We start from the raw sequence: 18,549 nt of genomic DNA on the forward strand, positions 1-18,549 counted from the left end.
CCAGATGACGCTTCGGACAGAGGCCTGAGTCGGCGACCGGCTAGCGGCCGGCCGCGTACTCCGCGGGGATCGACAGCTCGTCGCCGACCACCAGGGCGCCCGGATCCACCAGGTTGAGGCGAGCGATGGCGTCCACCACGTCACGAGGATCGGACTCCGGGGCGACCTCGGCCGCGATGGACCACAGGGTGTCACCCGGCATGACGGTCACGGTGGCGAAGGACCCCGGCGTGGACGCCTCTCCCGAGGCGAGCGCGGAGCCGCCACTGAGGACCGCGAAGCCGATCGCCGCGGCGACCGGGACAGCGACGAGACCGGCCAGCACGCGACGACCCCGGACGGTGAGACGCAGCTGGGTGCGCGGGGCCGGGGTGAGGGTGATGCTGCTCATGTCGTCTGCTCCTTCGGGGATCTCGACGTCTGGTCCACCGTCGAAGTGAACCTACGTACCGAATCTATCTTCGAATTCGAACATCTGTCAACCCTTCTTCGAGAAAACCTTCGGACGGGATCCCGACACGCTCGAACAGATCTTCCGCATCCGGCGAATACTCGGATACGGTTTCGATATCGGAAGCCCATCACGGACCACCGACATTCGAATCCGCCTCGGGTCCCGACGCCCGCAAGCACCTGGAGGATCAGCCATGAGCGACGGCGCCACGACCGACGCAGACATCCCCCGCACGCGACGCCGCAAGAGCCTCAGCGCCAAGCAGATGGCGATCCTCGAGGTGATCCAGACCTCGATCGCGCGGCACGGCTACCCGCCGAGCATGCGCGAGATCGGCGACGCCGTGGGGCTCAAGTCCCTCTCCAGCGTCACGCACCAGCTCGGCCAGCTCGAGCTGAGCGGCTACCTGCGGCGCGACCCGGGCAAGACCCGGGCGATGGAGGTGCTGATCGACCTCCCCGGCACGGCGGGCGAGAACCCGGCGGACGCGGCGCCGTCCGTGGGCGACGCCGCCCTCGTGCCGCTGGTCGGCCGCATCGCCGCGGGCATCCCGATCACCGCCGAGCAGCAGGTGGAGGAGATCTTCCCGCTCCCGCGCCAGCTGGTCGGCAAGGGCGACCTGTTCATGCTCAAGGTGTCCGGCGAGTCCATGATCGACGCGGCCATCTGCGACGGCGACTGGGTCGTCGTGCGGTCGCAGAACACCGCCGACAACGGCGAGATCGTCGCGGCGATGCTGGACGGCGAGGCGACGGTGAAGACGTTCCGCCAGCGCGACGGGCACACGTGGCTGCTCCCGCGCAACTCCGCGTTCGAGCCGATCCTCGGCGACGACGCCATGGTGCTCGGCAAGGTCGTCGCGGTCCTGCGCGCCGTCTGAATCCGCGCGCCGGCCCGGTGCGAGAAGAGGCGCCCTCCCGCGGGAGGGCGCCTCTTCCTGTGACCGCTCAGACCGCGGCCGGGACCTCGGCACGGACGCGACGGGTCGCCTCCACGATGTTGCGCAGGGAGGCGTTGGTCTCCTCGTAGCCGCGGGTCTTCAGCCCGCAGTCCGGGTTGACCCAGAGCTGACGCTCCGGGATCTCCGCGACGGCGCGGCGCAGCAGGGCCTCGACCTCGTCCGCGCTGGGGACGCGCGGCGAGTGGATGTCGTACACGCCGGGACCGATCCCGTGATCGAATCCGGAGCCCGCGATGTCCGCGACGACCTCCATGCGGCTGCGCGCGGCCTCGATCGAGGTGACGTCGGCGTCGAGGGCGCGGATCGCGTCGATGACCACGCCGAACTCGGAGTAGCAGAGGTGCGTGTGCACCTGCGTCGCCGGCGCGGCGCCGGCCGTGGCCAGACGGAAGGAGTCCACCGACCACCGCAGGTACGCCGGCTGATCGTCCTTCTTCAGCGGCAGGAGCTCGCGCAGCGCCGGCTCGTCCACCTGGATGACGCCGATCCCGGCTGCTTCGAGGTCGGCGATCTCGTCGCGCAGCGCCAGGGCCACCTGGTTCGCGGTCTCGGCCAGCGGCTGGTCGTCGCGCACGAACGACCAGGCGAGGATCGTCACCGGTCCGGTGAGCATCCCCTTGACGGGCTTCGCCGTGAGCGACTGCGCGTAGGCGGACCAGTCGACGGTGATCGGCGCGGGGCGCGAGACGTCCCCCCAGAGGATCGACGGACGGGTCGCGCGCGAGCCGTAGGACTGCACCCACCCGTGCTCGGTGACGTCGAAGCCGTCGAGGTGCTCGGCGAAGTACTGGACCATGTCGTTGCGCTCCGGCTCCCCGTGGACGAGCACGTCGAGACCGAGGTCCTCCTGGAGGTCGATGACGCGGCGGATCTCCTCGCGCAGGAAGTCCTCGTAGTCCTCCTTCGTGACCTCGTCCCGGAGGTAGCGCGCCCTGGCCCGGCGGATCTCGCCCGTCTGGGGGAAGGACCCGATCGTCGTCAGCGGCAGGCTCGGCAGAACCAGGGCGGCCTCCTGCGCGGCCACGCGGGTCTCGTAGTCGCCGCGGGAGAAGTCCTCGGCGGTCAGCGCCGCCGTGCGCTCCCGCACCGATCCGTCCCGGACGCCGGGAGCCCCGAGGCGGTCGGCCAGGGCCGTGGAGGCGGCGTCCAGCTCCGCGGCGATGGCGCCGCGTCCCTCGACGAGGCCCCGCGCCAGCGTGACGACCTGCGCGACCTTCTGATCCGCGAAGGCGAGCCACGAGACCAGGCGGGCATCCAGCTTCGACTCGTCGTCGACATCGTGCGGGACGTGCAGGAGCGAGGTGGACGTCGACGCGGAGACGGCTGCGGCACCGAGCTCTCGGAGCGCCTCGAGGCGTGCGAACGCCCCGGCGAGGTCGCCCCGCCAGATGTTGTGCCCGTCGACGACGCCGCCGACGAGGGTCTTCTCCGCCAGCCCCGGAACCGCCGCCGGGACCTCCCCGCGGACGAGATCCAGCCCGATCGCCTCGATCGGGGCCGTGGCGAGGGCGGCGAGGTTCTCCCCCAGCGAGGCATACGGAGCGGCCACGAAGATCGACGGCCGGTCCGTCGCGGAGCCGAGCGCCGCGTACGCCCGCGACGCCGCCGCGCCCAGGATCGTCGGAGCGGCGGGAAGGGACTCGCTCACGAGGGCCGGCTCGTCGAGCTGGACCCACTCCGCGCCCGCGGCCCGCAGCCGCGCGAGCAGCTCCCCGTACACGGGAAGGAGGTCGTCGAGGCGGGTGAGCGGGTCGAAGCCCTCGGGCGCGCCTTCCGCCGCCTTGGCGAGAGCGAGCAGGGTCACCGGCCCCACGACGACGGGACGCGTCACGAAGCCCGCCGCGCGGGCCTCCTCGACCTCGCGGACGAGACGCTCGCTCGACAGCGAGAAGGAGGTCTGCGGGCCGATCTCCGGGACGAGGTAGTGGTAGTTCGAGTCGAACCACTTGGTCATCTCCAGCGGCGCACGCTCGCCCTCGCCGCGGGCGATGGTGAACGAGGCCGCGAGACCGATCGACCCGTCGGCGTCGCGGAGGTCCTCGAAGCGCTCGGGGATGGCCCCGACGGTCACCGCCGCGTCCAGGACGTGGTCGTAGAACGAGAACGATTCCGGGATGGCCGAGTCGGCGCGACCGAGGCCGCGTGCGGCCAGCCGGTCACGGGTCTTCGCGCGCAGCTCCGCGGCGGTCCGTTCCAGCTCCTGCTGGTCGATCCGCCCGGCCCAGAACGCCTCGACGGCCTTCTTCAGCTCTCGACGCGGTCCGATGCGGGGGTAGCCGAGGATCGTTCCTACGGGGAATGCGGTCATGGCGGTCCTCTCTCTGGGTGGGAGTCTCGAAGGTCTGGGTCGCCGGCGGCTAGCGCGCAGGCCGGGTCGGAAGGGTCGCCCGGGGGCGGAGGAGCCCGGCGTCCTCCAGCACGGTCAGGACGGTCGTGTGCTGGTTGAACGCGTACAGGTGCACGCCGGGCGCTCCCCCGGCGACGACGTCCCGGACGAGGTCGGCGGCCCACCGGATCCCGATCTCACGTCGTCCTTCCGCGGTGGGCTCCACCTCCAGGGCGATCGCGAGCTCGCTCGGCAGGTCCTCGCCCGTCAGCTCCAGCACGCGGTTCAACCGTGCCGGGGAGGTGATCGGCATGATGCCGGGCAGGATCGGGATGGTCACGCCGGCGCGACGCGCCCGCTCGACGAACGCCAGATAGTCGTCCGCGTGGAAGAACAGCTGCGTGATGGCGACGGTCGCGCCCGCGGCCTGCTTCGCCAGCAGTGCCTCGACGTCCTGGGTGCGGTGGGCGGACCGCGGATGCCCCTTGGGGAACGCGGCCACGGCGATCCGGACGCGTCGCCTCGGCGACACGCGGACCGCTCCCGGCGCGCCCGGGACCGGCTGCTCCTCGTACGGCGCGCGCTCCGCTTGCACCCGGTCGATCAGCTGCACGAGCTGCGCGGCGCTCTCCAGGTCCCCGAGGAACGGGCCGTCCCCGGCGTCCGCCGGCGGGTCCCCCCGCAGGGCGAGGAAGCTGAGGATCCCCGCGTCCAGGAACTCGCGGATGAGCCGGGTCGCGCCGGCGTAGGTGTTGCCGACGCACGTCAGGTGGGCGAGCGGCTCGACGTCGGTGTGCTCGCGGATGAACCGCAGCACCTCGAGGGAGCGGCCGCCCGTCGAACCGCCGGCACCGTACGTCACGGAGATGAACTGCGGCCCGGCTGCCGCGAGATGGCGGACGGTGTCGTGCAGGGCCTCGGAGGACGAGTCGCTGCGCGGCGGGTACAGCTCGAACGAGAAGGGGACGGACGAGGCGTCGACGCTCTCGCTCGGCTCCGGAGCGGGGACGCCGAGGGACGGATCGAAGGACATTCGCTCTCCCGGGGTGGCAGTCGGACGGCGGCCGCGCACGCCAGATCCTGGTCGTTCGCGGGCGGGTGCCGGGCTCGGCTGTCGCACCGCACCCGGAGGACGAAGGACGTCTCCGCGTGCTCGACCCTCACGGTAGAGCGCGACGCCACGACCGCGCATCCTCTGTGACGCCGTATGTCATCGCGCCGCGACCGCAGGCCCGCAGGGCCCCCGAAGCCGCCCGACCTCGCCGTGCCGCGATCCGGCCGGTGCTCCCCGATACGCTCGAAGCATGTCTGACCCGTACGGATCCTGGCCCTCCCTGCTGTCCGCCGCGGACCTCGCCGTCGCCGGGGTCCGCCTCGACGGTGCGCGCTTCGTCGGTGGTGACATCTGGTGGGGCGAGTCGATCCCCGCCGAGCGGGGACGCGTCGCGGTGCGCCGGCGCGCCGACGGCGGGATCGTCGACGTGCTCCCGGCCCCGTGGAGCGCGCGCTCGCGCGTGCACGAGTACGGCGGCGGTGCCTGGACCGTCGACGACGCGGGCGCCCTCTACTTCGTCGAGGACTCCGACCAGCGGGTGTACCGGCTCGATCCCGCCTCGGACCCCGTGCCGCTCACGGCGCCGGGGATCCGCTATGGAGGCCTCTCCGTCCGCGGCGGACGCCTGCTGGCCGTCGCCGAGGACCTCCGTCCCGATCCGCACCGGCGCGGCATCGTCGAGATCCCCCGGGACGGCTCCGCCGCGGACGACGAGGACGCGCTCGTCTGGCACGTGCGCGGCTCGGCGTTCTGGGCGCATCCCGCCCTGTCGCCGGACGGCTCCCGGGTCGCCTTCGTGGAGTGGAGCGGGCACGAGATGCCCTGGGAGGGCGCCCGTCTGTGCGTGACCGCGTCCGGCGGGGGCGATGTCGCCGCGCTGCGGACCCACGCCGCGCTGCAGCCGGAGTGGACCGGCGAGGACGAGCTGCTGTTCTCGGACGACGCCGGCGGCCGCTGGAACCTCCAGCGCGTGCGCCTGGACGGGATCGAGGTGCGCCGCGGGCCGTCCGCCGTCGCCCCCGCCGACGCGGACACCGGCGGCGGCCTGTGGGTGCTGGGTCAGCGCTGGTATCGCCCGCTCGAGGACGGACGCATCGTGGCGGTCCGGACGAACGGCGCCGACGAGCTCGTCGTCATCGAGCCCGGCGAGGATCCGGTCGTCCGCCTCCTCGACATCCCCGCGACGGCAGACCTCAGCCTCGAGGACGTCCTCGTCGACGCCGACGGCGCCCACCTCCTCCTCACCGGGCAGGGCGCGCAGGTCACGCCCGGGCTGTGGCGCGTGGACCTGGACGCCGCGACGGCCGAGGTCGTCCGCGGCGGGGATCCGGTCGACCCGAGGTGGGTGCCCGGCGCCCGGCCGCTCACCTTCTCCGGACCGCACGGTCCGGTCCATGCCTTCGCCCACCTGCCGGCCAACCCGGACGCCGCGGCCCCGGAGGACGAGCTCCCGCCCTTCGTCATCTCGGTGCACGGCGGCCCGACGGCGCATGTCTCCGGTGCCGTGGCGATGTGGATCACGTACCTGACCAGCCGCGGGATCGGCGTGCTGGAGGTGAACTACGGCGGCTCGACCGGATACGGCCGCGCGTACCGGGAGCGCCTGGACGGGCAGTGGGGCATCGCGGACGTCGACGACGTGCTGGCCGCCGCCGAGGGGCTCGCGGCCTCCGGTCTCGCGGATCCGGCGCGCCTGGCGATCCGCGGGGGCTCGGCCGGCGGGTGGACGGTGCTGTCGGCGCTCGTCCGCGGAGGCGTCTTCGCCGCAGGCATCAGCCGGTACGGCGTGAGCGACCTGCGCGCCCTCGCCGAGGACACGCACGACTTCGAGCGGTACTACCTCGACGGCCTCGTCGGCCCGCTTCCGGAGGCCGAGGACGTCTACATCGCGCGTTCGCCGCTCACGCACGTCGACCGGATCGACGTCCCGGTGCTCCTGCTCCAGGGCGAGGAGGACCGGGTCGTGCCGCCCGCGCAGTCCGAGGCGATCCGCGACGCCCTGGCTGCGCGCGGGGTGCCCCATGAGTACGTGCTGTACCCCGGAGAGGGGCATGGGTTCCGGCAGGCTGCCACCATCGCCGACGCCGCCGAGCGCGAGCTCCGGTTCCTCGGCTCCGTCTTCGGCTTCGATCCGCGCCCCTGACCCCGAATCCGAATCCCGAGCGTCCGCGCGAGCTCAGGCAAACGCGCGAGAACAGGCGACGTGCTCCGCTCGATGCCTGTTCTCGCGCGTTCGCCTGTTGCCGGGCGGGCGAGTCAGCGGTGGTGCGTCACTCTCCGAGGCGGTTGCGCAGGCGCATGGCCCGCTCCGCGTCGCGCGTGTCCTGACGCTCGCGCAGCGTCTGGCGCTTGTCGAACTCGCGCTTGCCCTTGGCGAGGGCGATCTCGACCTTGGCGCGGCCGTCGGAGAAGTACAGTCGCAGCGGCACGAGGGTGTAGCCGCCCGCCGAGACCGCATGCGAGAGCTTGGCGATCTCCTCCTTGTGCAGCAGGAGCTTCCGGATCCGCTTGGCGGAGTGATTCGTCCAGTGCCCCTGCGAGTACTCCGGGATGTGCACGGCGTCGAGGAACGCCTCGCCGCCCTTGACGAACGCATAGCCGTCGGTGAGGTTCGCGCGTCCCTGACGCAGCGACTTCACCTCCGTGCCGGTGAGCACCAGCCCCGCCTCGTACGACTTCTCGAGGTTGTAGTCGTGACGGGCACGACGATTGGTCGCGACGACCTTCTCCCCGCGTTCCCTGGGCATGGCTCTCTCCTGACTGCGGCCCGCATCCTCAGCGGGCCAGCCTGTCAGCCTACCGGATCAGGCCCGCAGCCAGCGACGGATGGCGAACCCCGCGGACAGCGCCGCCAGCACGATCCCGATCGCGATGAGCACCGGCACGACGAGGAAGGCGTCCTGCATCGTCACCCACGAGGTGATGAACGGGACCCTCCCCGCCAGGTACTGGTTCACTCCGAAGTGGACCCCCAGCACCACCGCGACGCTCGCCAGGATCGATCCGATCACCGCGGCGAAGACGCCCTCGAGCACGAACGGGGTCTGGATGAAGCGGTTCGACGCGCCGACCAGGCGCATGATCCCGATCTCCCGGCGCCGCGCGTAGGCGGACAGCCGGATCGTCGTCCCGATCAGCAGCACGGCGGCGATGAGCATCAGCACCGCGATGCCCACGGCGATGTAGGTGGCGACGGTCAGCGCCGAGAACAGCGGGTCCAGGTACTCGAGCTGGTCCTTGACCTCCTCGACGCCCTTCACCCCCTGGAAGGCCTCCGTGATGACCGGCGACTGGGCGGGGTCCTTCAGACTCACCCAGTACGTCTCGTTCATCTGTTCCGGAGTGATGACGTCGGCGTAGTCCTCGCCGACGAGCGCGAGGGTGTTCTGGTAAGCCTCGTCGCGATTCTCGAAGCGCACATCCGAGATGAGCGGTGCGAGCGTCGGGCTCTCCAGCTCTGCCTTGACCGCGGCCAGCTGCTCCTCGGTCGCGGTGCCGTCGACGCATTCCTCGTTCGTCGACACGGCCGAGCACATGATCACGCCGACCTGCGCCCGGTCCTCCCAGAAGGCGCGCATGGTGCCGATCTGGGACTGCATCAGGATCGCCGCCCCGACGAAGGTGAGCGAGACGAACGTGACGAGCACCACGGAGATGACCATCGACGCATTGCGCCGCAGCCCGGTGAAGGCCTCGGAGAGGATGAGTCCGAACCTCATGACGTCGGCCCCACTTCCTCGTCGTCGCCCCGGTCGAGCCCCAGGCGGTCAGCGACTCCCAGCTCGGCGACCTCGACGGTCGGCGCCGGGGCTGCGGGCGCGACCGGGTCCTTCTCCTCCGCCGGCTTCTCCACCGGTCGCTGCTCAGCGGACACGTCGGCGGCGGCGCCCGCGGTGTGCGGGGCCTCGGCGGGCCGCTCGGCAGCGGGGACGACGGGCTCGGCGATCTGGGCCGCGGTCTCGCGCTGCACCTCCAGTGCGGCGGTCAGCGCCGCGGTCGCCGCCGCGCCCTTGATCGCCTCGGGGGTCAGCCGCGGCACGTTGGACGTGTCGCCGTAGCCGCCGCGGACCTCGTCGCGCACCAGCTCTCCGTCACGCAGCTCGATGACGCGCCGGCGCATCTGGTCCACGAAGCCCGCCTCGTGGGTCGCCATGAGGACGGTGGTGCCGCCGGCGTTGATCCGGGCCAGCAGCTGCATGATGTCCACGGACGTGGCGGGGTCGAGGTTTCCGGTGGGTTCGTCGGCGAGGACGATGGCCGGCCGGTTCACGATGGCGCGGGCGATCGCGACGCGCTGCTGCTCGCCTCCGGAGAGCTCGTGCGGGAGCCGCTTCTCCTTGCCGGCGAGCCCGACGAGGGCCAGTGCCTCGGGAACGGCCTGATGGATGAACCCGCGGGAGGATCCGATGACCTGCAGTGTGAACGCGACGTTCTGGAACACGGTCTTGGACGGGAGCAGGCGGAAGTCCTGGAAGACCGAGCCGATGTTGCGCCGGAAATACGGCACCTTGCGGTTCGCGATGGTCTTCAGGTCGCGGCCGAGCACGGCGACGCGACCGGAGGTCGGGGATTCCTCACGGAGGATGAGCTGAAGGCAGGAGCTTTTCCCGGATCCGGAGGCTCCGACGAGGAAGACGAACTCGCCCCGCTGCACTTCGAAGTCGACTCCGGACAGCGCGGGGCGTTTCGTCCCGCGGTAGCGCTTGGTGACGTTGTCGAATCGGATCATGGCGTCTTGAGCCTAAGCGGGCGACGGGCCGTGCCCGCGAGCGACACCCCGCACCCGGGACACGCACAGACCCGGGGATCGCGACGGACGGTCAGAGGCGCACGTAGACCGGGGATCCCCAGATCCCGCGGTGCTCGACGTAGCGGCCGAAGTCCGGCGAGTCGATCATGCCGCCGGCGCCGTCGTAGATGCCGATGTGCTGGCCGGGCCACCACAGCAGGTCCCCCGCCTGGGCCTCGGCCGGCGAGATGACGGTACCGAGCGCCGCCTGGCTGTCGGCGCCGCGCGGCAGGCTGATCCCGAACTGCCCGAACACGTACTGGACGAGCCCGTCGCACGAGAAGGAGTCGGACGGGTCGTTGCCGTACCCGTAGGGAACGACGCCGACGAAGGACTCCGCGTAGGCGACGATGTTCGCGCCGGAGTACCCCTGTGGGACCGGCGGCGCGACGTACTCCTCGGAGGGCTGCTCGTCGGCGGACGGCTCCTCGTCGACACCGTCAGGCACGGAGGCGAGTCCGGGCTCCGGGGCGGCGACCGGTTCCGGCGCCGGCGGCGGGGGAACCTCGACCGTGTATCCCTCGCGGGCCGGCTGCGGACGATCCTGAGCGGCCGAGGCCACGATGTACGTCTGCGCGGGCACGGCGAGCGACACCGTGTGGACGGGCGGCGGAGCCTCCCCCGGGAGCGCCGCGTGTGCGGCCACTGCGGCGAAGGGGACGATCAGGGTCGCTATCGCGGACGACGCCGCTATTCTCCGTGTCCAAGCCATCGAGAGACCACCCTACGACCGCCCGGCGAGATTCCGTTCAGCGGACTCACAGAATCGCGCCGTGTCGGACGACGAAAGGATCAGTCGTCGTCGTCCTTGCGCTTTCGCCAGCGGATCCCCGCCGAGATGAAGCCGTCCAGGTCGCCGTCGAAGACGGTCGCGGGGTTCCCCGACTCATATCCGGTGCGCAGGTCCTTGACGAGCTGCTGTCCGTAGAGGAAGTACGAGCGCATCTGATCGCCCCAGCTCGCGGTGATGTTGCCCGCCAGCTCCTTCTTCTTGGCCGCCTCCTCCTCCTTCTGGAGGAGCAGGAGCCGCGTCTGCAGCACGCGCATGGCGGCGGCGCGGTTCTGGATCTGGGACTTCTCGTTCTGCATCGAGACGACGATGCCGGTCGGGAGGTGCGTGATGCGCACCGCGGAGTCCGTGGTGTTCACGGACTGGCCGCCGGGGCCCGACGAGCGGAAGACGTCGACGCGGATGTCGCCCTCGGGGATGTCGACCTCGGTCGCCTCCTCCATGAGCGGGATGACCTCGACCGCGGCGAACGAGGTCTGCCGCTTGTCGGCGGACCCGAACGGGCTGATGCGTGCGAGACGGTGCGTGCCGGCCTCGACGGACAGGGTGCCGAACGCGTAAGGGGCATCGACCTCGAACGTGGCCGACTTGATGCCGGCGCCCTCCGCATAGGAGGTGTCCATCACCTTGACGGGGTACTTGTGCTGCTCGGCCCAGCGCAGGTACATGCGCAGGAGCATCTCGGCGAAGTCCGTGGCGTCGTCGCCGCCGGCGCCCGAGCGAATGGTGATGATGGCGGCGCGCTCGTCGTACTCGCCGTCCAGCAGGGTCTGCACCTCGAGCTGGTTGATCGTCTCGGTGAGCGCGGCGAGCTCGCTGCGCGCCTCGGCGGCGGAGTCCTCGTCGTCCATCTCGTTGGCGAGGTCGACGAGCACCTCCAGGTCGTCGAGGCGCTGCTCCACCTCGGTCACCCGCTTGAGCTCGGCCTGCTTGTGACTGAGGGCGCTGGTGACCTTCTGCGCCTTCTCGGGGTCGTCCCAGAGGTCCGGCGCGCCGGCCTCCTCGCTGAGGCGGGCGATGTCGGTGCGCAGACCGTCGGTGTTCACGACCTCGCGGATGTCGCCGAAGGTCTGTCGGAGGGCCGCGATGTCGGCGGAGAGATCGAGTTCGAGCATGGCACTTCAGACTATCGCGCCGGCGGGCCTTCCGCCGCGCGCGGTATCCCGGGCACCGCGGCCTCGCCGCGCCGCCTGCCCGGCGACCGCGCGCCGACGGCGTAGCGTGGGGACCATGGCAACCCGCGCGAGCGCCGTCCTGCGGCAGTACGGGCCCATGGTGTACCTGCCGACGCTGCTCTTCGCGATCGGCGAGGGCGCGGTGCTGCCGCTCATCCCGGTCATCGCGGCCGGACGCGGCGCCGATCTCGCGACCGCCGCCCTCGTCGCCTCCGCCCTCGTGGTCGGGCAGCTCTGCGGCAACCTCCCCGCGGGGTGGCTCGTGGCCCGCATCGGCGAGCGCTACACGATGGTGATCGCCGGCGGGCTGTCGCTCGTCGGCGCCGTGGCCAGCGCCCTGGCGCCCAGCCTGATCCTGTTCACCGCCGCCGTCTTCGTGGTCGGGATGTCCGCGGCGGCCTTCGGGCTGGCCCGTCATGCGTTCATGACCACGCGCGTGCCGCTGGAGTTCCGGGCTCGGGCGCTGTCGCTGCTCGGAGGCTCCTTCCGCCTGGGCATGTTCCTCGGCCCGTTCCTCGCGGCGGTCCTGCTGAGCGTGTTCGGGACGGAGATCTCCACGCTCTGGTTCTTCGCCGTGTGCCTCGTCGGACTCGTGCTGCTGGTCCTGCTCGGGCCGGATCCGGAGGAGCAGGCGCTGGCGAAGGACGCCGCGGAACGCCGGCTGCGTCCCCCGGCGCCGGCCGAGGACTCGGGCGAGGCGGTCAGCGGATCGATCCCCACCTTCGAGCGCGTCGGGGTCTTCGCCACGATGTGGCGCAACCGCGGTGTGCTCGGGCGTCTCGGGCTGGCCGCGGCGTCCCTGTCCGCGGTGCGCTCCGCCCGCCAGGTGGTGCTGCCGCTGTGGGGCGTCTCGATCGGGCTGGACGCGCAGACGATCGCCCTGGTGGTCGGCGTCTCCGGAGCCATCGACTTCGCGCTCTTCTACGCGAGCGGACAGGTCATGGACCGGTTCGGGCGCCTCTGGGCCGCCCTTCCCGCGATGCTGCTGATGGGGGCCGGCTTCCTCGTCCTGTCGTTCACACACGACGGAGACGCCGCCGTCCTGTGGTTCGGGATGGTCGCGGCAGTGCTCGGCGTCGGCAACGGCCTGTCCAGCGGCATCCTGCTCACCCTCGGCGCGGACGTGGCTCCCCGCACCGAGCCGGCGGCGTTCCTGGGCTCGTGGCGCACGCTGACCGACGCCGGCGGCGCGATCGCCCCACTCCTCTTCTCCGGCGTCGCCGCGGCGACCTCCCTGTCGCTGGCGACCGGCGTCATCGGTGCGATCGGGCTCGTGGGCGCGCTCGGATTCCTGCGCTGGATCCCGCGGTTCGTCCCCCGCCCTCCCACCGAATAGCCGGCCGCCGCGACCGGGTCCGTCATCGCAGGACGGTGCGGCTGGTCGCCGTGGAGCGCAGCTCTACGAGGGGCGGCATGGCGTCGGCGAGCAACGGCGGCGTCCAGGCCGCCCGCACCGTCACCCGGGCCGAGGTGCCATCCGGCGTGCCTGCCGACACCAGCTCCGCTCGACCGCGCTCCTCGGCGGCGAGGACCGCCGCCGCCTGCTCGCGGACCGCGGCATCGCTGAGCCGGAGAATCGCGACCCCGTCGACCGACGCCACCGTGAAGCCGTCCGCCCCGGCGAGCGCCGCCGCATCCGCCACAGCGTCGAGACGCTTCTGGGCGAGGTGGAGATCGGTCGCGCAGACGCACACGACCAGCAGGGCGAGGGCCAGCACGACGTACCCGAGCAGCAGGGGCAGAGTGCTTCCGCGCTCCCCTCCGACCGCCGCGCCCCGGATCATCCGCTCCCCCAGGTCCGGGAGACCTTGTAGGCCGCGGAGGCCTCGATCGGGACGCCGGTGGGGAGGTCCCCGCCCAGGATCGGCGGGATCAACGGGAGCGCGACCCGGGTGCCTACCGTGACGATGACCGTCGCCCCGGCGGACGGACACGGCGCTCCCGCAGGGGTGCACGTCACGGATACCTGCACCGCCTCCGGGTCCATCCCGTACTCGACGACCGCTGTGGCCATCACCCTGTCCGCGCGCTCCTGCGCCTCCTCTGCCCCGGCGGCGGTGCTGACGAGCCGCGCCGTGTGCCGGGCAGCGGACTGCACGCCGAGGAGCTGGTCCTGGACGACGCCCAGAGCCACGACCAGGTAGGCCACGGGGACGAGCAGGATCGTGCCGACCGCGATGAACTCCAACGCCGCAGAACCCCGGTCCCCGAGGATCGGGTCCCACGGTTCCCGCCGTCTCCGCTCATTCCGGGTCGAAGGACTCCTGGGGAGCACGTCCGGTCACCTCCAACGCGAACGGGATGCTGACGAGGCCCAGGACCGGCAACGGCGACCGGACCGTCACCTCCACCGTGGGAACACCCAGCTCCGTGGTCGCGGTGATCGAGATGTCCTCGGCATAGACCGCGCCGACCGTCCGCGAGATGGCCTCGCGCGCGGTCCGGATCCCGTCGGCGTCGTCCGTGTCGGCGAGCGCGGCGACGTGTGCGCCATCGACCGCGGCGTCGTGGACGACGTTGCGCACGTACACGGCGATGCCCAGTTGCAGCACGGCGAGCGTGACCGCGGTCAGCAGGGTGCCGACGAGCACGAACTCGACCGGGCCGGATCCGCGCTCGCCGTCCTCCCGTCTCGCCGAGGCGATCACGACGCCGGACGTCCGATCCGTTCGGGCGCGCTCGCGACGGCCGCACCGCACGTCAGATCCCGCCCACCTTGCCGATGGCCTGCTCGAAGAGGCTGGTGAGCGCGGGGCCCGCAACGGCCCAGATCAGCACCACGAGCCCGGCCGTCATCAACGTGATGAGGACCCATCCGGGAACGTCTCCGCGCTCCGGGTCATCGTCGTGGGACAGTCCCGACGCGGCCTCTGTCGGGATGGCGAGGCGGTCACGCAGGAGGCGCAGGGTGTTCATGGGTTCTCCTTCTTTGTCGGCGGAAACGTCTTCGTTGTCGGCGGAAACGTCATCGGATTCGTGCGGGAGCGGGGTTGCGGCGTCATCCGATCCCCATGCGGAGGATCACCAGTCCCGGAAACACGGCGAAGACGATGCTGAGGGGCAGGATGAGGAAGACGAGCGGCAGGAGCATGAGGATCTCCTTCCGCCCGGCGCGCTCGATCAGATCCCGCTTGGTCTCCTCGCGGGCGTCCGCCGCCTGGGCCTGAAGCACGGACGCGAGCGGGGCGCCGCGTTCGAGCGCCGCGACCACCTGGTCCGCGGCGCGGGAGAACGCGGGGATCTGCAGCCGCTGCGCGCACTCCGTGAGAGCGTCGGCCAGCGTGGATCCCGTGCCCACCGCGAGCATGACGCCTCGGAGCTCGGCGCTCAGCTCGCCGCTGCCGACGGAGGCCACGCGACGGAGACTCTCGCGCAGCCCCTCGCCTGCGGACAGGCAGAGGGCGAAGAACTCCAGGACCGTGGGCAGTTCCTCGGCGATCCGATCGACGCGGGCGCGGGCGCGCACGGTCAGCAGTGCATCCGACCCCAGCCCGGCGATGCCCGCCGAGACGGCGGGAAGCAGGAGCGCCGGCACGCTCATCCGGCCGAGAAGCACCAACAGGAGTGTCGCGAGGGCGCCGACGAGCAGCCCCAGGACCACGGCCGCCAGCTGCCTGCTCCGAAACGAGGCGACGTCACGGCGGCTTCCCGCCTGCGCGAGGCGGACGGCGACGGCGGCATCGCCCGGTCCGATGCCGGCGAGCACGGTGCGCAGGATCGCAAGCCCGCGTCCGGCGACCGGCATCCGCCAGCGACGCTCGGTCCGCCCCTCGGGGAGGTCCACGACGTCACGGACATGCGGAGCCACGCGGAGGGTGAGGGACGCGGTCCGCCACCGGGGGAACGCCGCGAGCAGGATCAGGGTGCCGACGGCGAGAAGTCCCCCGAGAAGCACCGCCGTTGCGGCGTCCGTGACGATGCTCATCGGAACCACCGCCGCTGTTCGGGAAGGCGTCCGATGCGGAGCATGATCCGGAACGCCAAGGCGGAGACACCGGCGCCGACGAGGATCACGGCGATGCCTTCCGCCGTGGCGTACGCCTGCGCGCCCTCCGGCCGAAGCAGCAGAAGGCAGAGGATCACCCAGGGTGCGATCGCACCGAGCACGGCGGCGCCCCGGATCCAGGACTGGCGCGCTTCCACCTCCGCTCGCAGCGCCGCTTCGGCCCGCACCGAGCCGGACAGGCTGCGCAACACCGTCCCGAGCTCCGTGCCGCCGACCTCACGGGCCATGCGCACCGTTTCGAGGATGCGATCCGCCACGGGGTCCGCCAGCGCGTCCTTCAGGCGCGCGGTCGCCACGTCGAAGCGGCCCGTGGCGTGCAGGTCGCGGGCGAACGCGGCGAAGGCCGGTCGCAGCGGAGCCGGTACGGATTCGGCCAGCCCGGCGAGCGCGTCCGGAAGGGGGAGACCGACGCGTATGCCCGACACCAGCAGATCGCAGACATCCGGCCACAGCGCTCGCCGCGAGCGGAGCAGTCGGTGTCGACGGCCCCGCAGGTACGCGAACGGCGCGGCCGCCCCGGCCGTTCCGGCGACCACAGCGAAGGCGGCGGAGGTCGTCACCAGCCACGCGATCGATGCGACGAGCGCTCCCCCACCGGCTGAAGCGGTGATCACCATGCGCCCGGATGCCGCGAATCCGGCCTCGTGCGAGAGCCGGTCGATCCGACCGGCCCTGGCCACCGGGGCGGAGGGCTCGCGCAGCGGCCACAGCCACGGAGAGACCGCGAGGAGCAGCCCGGCCGCGAGGATCACCCCGAGCAGGATCGTCATGTCGCCACCGCCGCCCCGACGACACGGGTGCGGATCCGTCCGTCCGGGTCCACCCCCACGGGCTCCACGATCTCGGCGACCGTGCGCCGGCCGGACCCGTCGCGGGCACAGTGCACGACGAGGTCGACCGCGGAGACGAGAGCGGGGGCGACGAAGGCGCGGTCGATGTTCCGCCCCGCCAGCAGCGGCAGCAGGGCGAGCTTCTCCACCGCGTCCGTCGCCGAGTTCGCATGGACGGTTCCCGCGCCCGGAATCCCGGTGTTGAGCGCGAGCAGGAGGTCGAGCGCCTCCTCGCCGCGCACCTCGCCGATGACGATCCGGTCCGGTCGCATCCGCAACGCCTCCTTGACCAGACGCCGCAGCGTCACCTCGCCCGTCCCCTCCAGCCCGGCCTGGCGGCCCTGCAGGGCGACCACGTCGGGCAGGTCCACCCCGAGCTCGAACGTCTCCTCCACGGTGACGACCCGCTGGTGCTCGCACTCGGCGATCAGCGCGCCGAGCAGCGTTGTCTTCCCCGCGTGCGTCGGTCCGGACACGATCACGGTGCCGCCGCCGCGCACCGCGCGCGACAGCAGCGCCGCGTCCTCGGCCGACAGCATCCCGCCATCCACGAGCGCGTTCAGACCCCGGTAGCGCGGGAGGAACTTGCGGATGTTGACCGCCCAGCCGCCGCGGACCACGTCCGCGATCGCCACGTGCAGACGGGAGCCGTCCGGCAGGGAGGCGTCCACGAAGGGCTGGCCGACATCCACCCGCCGGCCCGTGCTGTGCAGCATCCGCTCCACCACGTCCCGCAGTTCGGCATCGGTCAGCCGGACAGGCACTCGCTCCGAACGGCCCTGGCGCGCGACGAACACGGCGGAGGGCCCGTTCAGCCAGATCTCCTCCACGTCCTCGGCGTCCAGCAGCGGCTGGAGCGGGCCGTATCCGCTGACGCCGGCCAGCACATCCCGCACGCAGGCGGCCTCATCCTCGATCAGCTCGGTGCCCTGCACCAGCGCTCGGTCGTTGTGCCGGCGGATCTCGGACTGGGCGACCCGGCGGGCCTGCTCGGGGTGCACGGAGGGATCCGTCCGCTCCGCCCGCAGCCGGGCACGGACCCTTTCGACGATGACGGCGGACGGGGAGGAGAGGAGCACGGGAGCATCCTGTCAAGGACGCGGTGGCGCATGCAGGAGTTATCCACAGGGTGAGGTCGGCAGGGGTAGGGAAAGCCCTCCGCATGCTTCCGGGGCTCCCCCAAGACGCGCAGGGCGCGGATCAGTAGACTGAACGGGCTTCGCGGGAGTGGTGAAACTGGCAGACACGCAGGATTTAGGTTCCTGTGCCTCCGGGCGTGTGGGTTCAAGTCCCACCTTCCGCACGAGCGACGTCGACCGTCGCTTGCACGGCTCCCGGGCGTCCTCGCCCGACGAGGCTGCACCGCACCGCCGACCCCCACGACCGACGGGACCACTCTCTTGCATCACGCCGCGCTCATCCCCTGGCTCGACCCCGAGACGATCATCGGCGCCGCCGGCCCCTGGGCGCTTCTCGTCGTCTGCTTCATCGTCTTCGCCGAGACGGGCCTCCTCGTCGGCTTCCTGCTGCCCGGCGACACCCTCCTGGTGATCTCCGGGCTGCTGTCGCACCCGATCGGCGCCGCCGAGCACGGCGTGTTCGGCATCAATGTCTGGATCGTGGCTCTCCTCATCGGCCTGGCCGCGTTCGTCGGCGGAGAAGTGGGCTACGTCATCGGGCACAAGGGCGGCCCCGCCGTGTTCGAACGCAAGGAGTCCGGACTGTTCAGCCGCAAGAACGTCGAGCGGACGAACGCGTTCTTCGAGCGCTTCGGCGGCATCACGGTGATCCTCGCCCGGTTCGTGCCGATCGTCCGCACCTTCGCCCCCGTGGCCGCGGGCGTGGGCCACATGCCCTGGCGGAAGTACACGCTCTACAACCTCATCGGCGCCGTGCTGTGGGGCTTCGGCCTCACGATGTTCGGCTACCTCATCGGCTTCATCCCGCCGGTCGCCTGGTTCGTCAAGGAGTACATCGACCTGATCCTCCTCGCCGCCGTCGGCGGCACGGCCCTCGTGACGCTGTGGCACTACCTCAACGAGCGCCGCAAGGCCAAGAAGGAGGCCGCGGCCGGACGCGCCGACGCCGCCGCCCTGCAGCTCGACCCGGAGGTCTTCGACCGCGCCCCCGACCTCGACGGCGACGGCAAGCACTGACGAGCGCG

At 71.8% G+C, this 18,549-nt stretch carries 19 protein-coding genes and 1 tRNA gene; 5 read left to right on the forward strand and 15 right to left on the reverse strand.

What is annotated here, in order from left to right; all coding sequences use genetic code 11:
• Positions 1-40: 40 nt before the first annotated feature.
• Positions 41-391, reverse strand: coding sequence for a LysM peptidoglycan-binding domain-containing protein (locus tag MR1_RS04560; RefSeq protein WP_067243498.1), 351 nt, complete (start codon positions 389-391; stop codon positions 41-43).
• A 256-nt stretch (positions 392-647) separates the two neighbouring features.
• Between MR1_RS04560 and lexA the strand changes: the two genes are divergently transcribed.
• On the forward strand, positions 648-1,334 hold the full coding sequence (gene lexA, locus MR1_RS04565; RefSeq protein ID WP_067243499.1) for a transcriptional repressor LexA: 687 nt from the start codon (positions 648-650) through the stop codon (positions 1,332-1,334).
• A gap of 67 nt (positions 1,335-1,401) precedes the next feature.
• On the opposite strand, the gene metE is transcribed toward lexA, so the two are convergent.
• Together metE and MR1_RS04575 are read right to left on the reverse strand one after the other, a co-directional pair.
• Positions 1,402-3,723 carry a 5-methyltetrahydropteroyltriglutamate--homocysteine S-methyltransferase gene (metE, locus tag MR1_RS04570; protein ID WP_067243500.1) on the reverse strand — a complete coding sequence of 774 codons (2,322 nt, stop codon included), beginning with the start codon at positions 3,721-3,723 and terminating at the stop codon, positions 1,402-1,404.
• Between the two features lie 49 nt (positions 3,724-3,772).
• On the reverse strand, positions 3,773-4,774 hold the full coding sequence (locus tag MR1_RS04575; protein ID WP_084344374.1) for a methylenetetrahydrofolate reductase: 1,002 nt from the start codon (positions 4,772-4,774) through the stop codon (positions 3,773-3,775).
• Between the two features lie 271 nt (positions 4,775-5,045).
• Between MR1_RS04575 and MR1_RS04580 the strand changes: the two genes are divergently transcribed.
• Positions 5,046-6,938 (forward strand): S9 family peptidase, encoded by a 1,893-nt coding sequence (locus tag MR1_RS04580; RefSeq protein WP_067243501.1) that lies wholly within the window; start codon positions 5,046-5,048, stop codon positions 6,936-6,938.
• Positions 6,939-7,065: 127 nt separating this feature from the next.
• Here MR1_RS04580 and smpB read toward each other — a convergent pair whose 3' ends face one another.
• The 5 genes from smpB to prfB form a co-directional block, all read right to left on the reverse strand.
• Complete coding sequence (gene smpB / locus MR1_RS04585; RefSeq protein ID WP_067243502.1) at positions 7,066-7,542, reverse strand: SsrA-binding protein SmpB; 477 nt, start codon at positions 7,540-7,542, stop codon at positions 7,066-7,068.
• Between the two features lie 57 nt (positions 7,543-7,599).
• Positions 7,600-8,514, reverse strand: a complete 915-nt coding sequence (gene ftsX / locus MR1_RS04590; protein ID WP_067243503.1) for a permease-like cell division protein FtsX — start codon at positions 8,512-8,514, stop codon at positions 7,600-7,602.
• Entirely contained in the window at positions 8,511-9,524 is a 1,014-nt protein-coding gene (ftsE, locus tag MR1_RS04595) for a cell division ATP-binding protein FtsE (protein WP_067243504.1), read from the reverse strand. Before ftsE ends, ftsX begins: the two co-directional genes overlap by 4 nt.
• A 91-nt stretch (positions 9,525-9,615) precedes the next feature.
• The gene (locus MR1_RS04600) at positions 9,616-10,230 is read right to left on the reverse strand and encodes a C40 family peptidase (RefSeq protein WP_067243505.1); all 615 of its coding nucleotides are present in this window, start codon (positions 10,228-10,230) and stop codon (positions 9,616-9,618) included.
• 146 nt (positions 10,231-10,376) lie between these two features.
• Positions 10,377-11,489, reverse strand: coding sequence for a peptide chain release factor 2 (gene prfB / locus MR1_RS04605; protein ID WP_067243506.1), 1,113 nt, complete (start codon positions 11,487-11,489; stop codon positions 10,377-10,379).
• Between the two features lie 115 nt (positions 11,490-11,604).
• On the opposite strand from prfB, the gene MR1_RS04610 reads away from it, so the two are divergent.
• A complete protein-coding gene (locus tag MR1_RS04610) occupies positions 11,605-12,885 on the forward strand; it encodes an MFS transporter (protein ID WP_067243507.1) in 1,281 nt (426 codons plus the stop codon).
• A 22-nt stretch (positions 12,886-12,907) separates the two neighbouring features.
• Here MR1_RS04610 and MR1_RS04615 read toward each other — a convergent pair whose 3' ends face one another.
• The 7 genes from MR1_RS04615 to MR1_RS04645 form a co-directional block, all read right to left on the reverse strand.
• Positions 12,908-13,333: a pilus assembly protein TadG-related protein gene (locus MR1_RS04615; RefSeq protein WP_067243508.1), complete on the reverse strand. Its 426-nt coding sequence runs from the start codon at positions 13,331-13,333 to the stop codon at positions 12,908-12,910.
• Positions 13,330-13,737: a TadE family protein gene (locus MR1_RS04620; protein WP_255218090.1), complete on the reverse strand. Its 408-nt coding sequence runs from the start codon at positions 13,735-13,737 to the stop codon at positions 13,330-13,332. Before MR1_RS04620 ends, MR1_RS04615 begins: the two co-directional genes overlap by 4 nt.
• 55 nt (positions 13,738-13,792) lie before the next feature.
• The gene (locus MR1_RS04625; protein WP_255218091.1) at positions 13,793-14,197 is read right to left on the reverse strand and encodes a TadE family protein; all 405 of its coding nucleotides are present in this window, start codon (positions 14,195-14,197) and stop codon (positions 13,793-13,795) included.
• Positions 14,198-14,249: 52 nt separating this feature from the next.
• Entirely contained in the window at positions 14,250-14,465 is a 216-nt protein-coding gene (locus MR1_RS04630; RefSeq protein ID WP_067243509.1) for a hypothetical protein, read from the reverse strand.
• A gap of 82 nt (positions 14,466-14,547) precedes the next feature.
• Complete coding sequence (locus MR1_RS04635) at positions 14,548-15,474, reverse strand: type II secretion system F family protein (protein WP_067243510.1); 927 nt, start codon at positions 15,472-15,474, stop codon at positions 14,548-14,550.
• Positions 15,471-16,325: a type II secretion system F family protein gene (locus MR1_RS04640; RefSeq protein WP_067243511.1), complete on the reverse strand. Its 855-nt coding sequence runs from the start codon at positions 16,323-16,325 to the stop codon at positions 15,471-15,473. Before MR1_RS04640 ends, MR1_RS04635 begins: the two co-directional genes overlap by 4 nt.
• A complete protein-coding gene (locus MR1_RS04645) occupies positions 16,322-17,464 on the reverse strand; it encodes a CpaF family protein (RefSeq protein ID WP_067243512.1) in 1,143 nt (380 codons plus the stop codon). Before MR1_RS04645 ends, MR1_RS04640 begins: the two co-directional genes overlap by 4 nt.
• Before the next feature lie 142 nt (positions 17,465-17,606).
• On the opposite strand from MR1_RS04645, the gene MR1_RS04650 reads away from it, so the two are divergent.
• Both MR1_RS04650 and MR1_RS04655 read left to right on the forward strand, forming a co-directional pair.
• Positions 17,607-17,688: transfer RNA gene (locus tag MR1_RS04650), tRNA-Leu, on the forward strand.
• A gap of 97 nt (positions 17,689-17,785) precedes the next feature.
• Positions 17,786-18,541, forward strand: a complete 756-nt coding sequence (locus tag MR1_RS04655; protein ID WP_067243513.1) for a DedA family protein — start codon at positions 17,786-17,788, stop codon at positions 18,539-18,541.
• The last annotated feature ends 8 nt before the right edge of the window (positions 18,542-18,549 follow it).

The sequence above is a fragment of the Microbacterium resistens NBRC 103078 genome, assembly GCF_001552355.1.
Taxonomy (GTDB): Bacteria; Actinomycetota; Actinomycetes; order Actinomycetales; family Microbacteriaceae; genus Microbacterium; species Microbacterium resistens.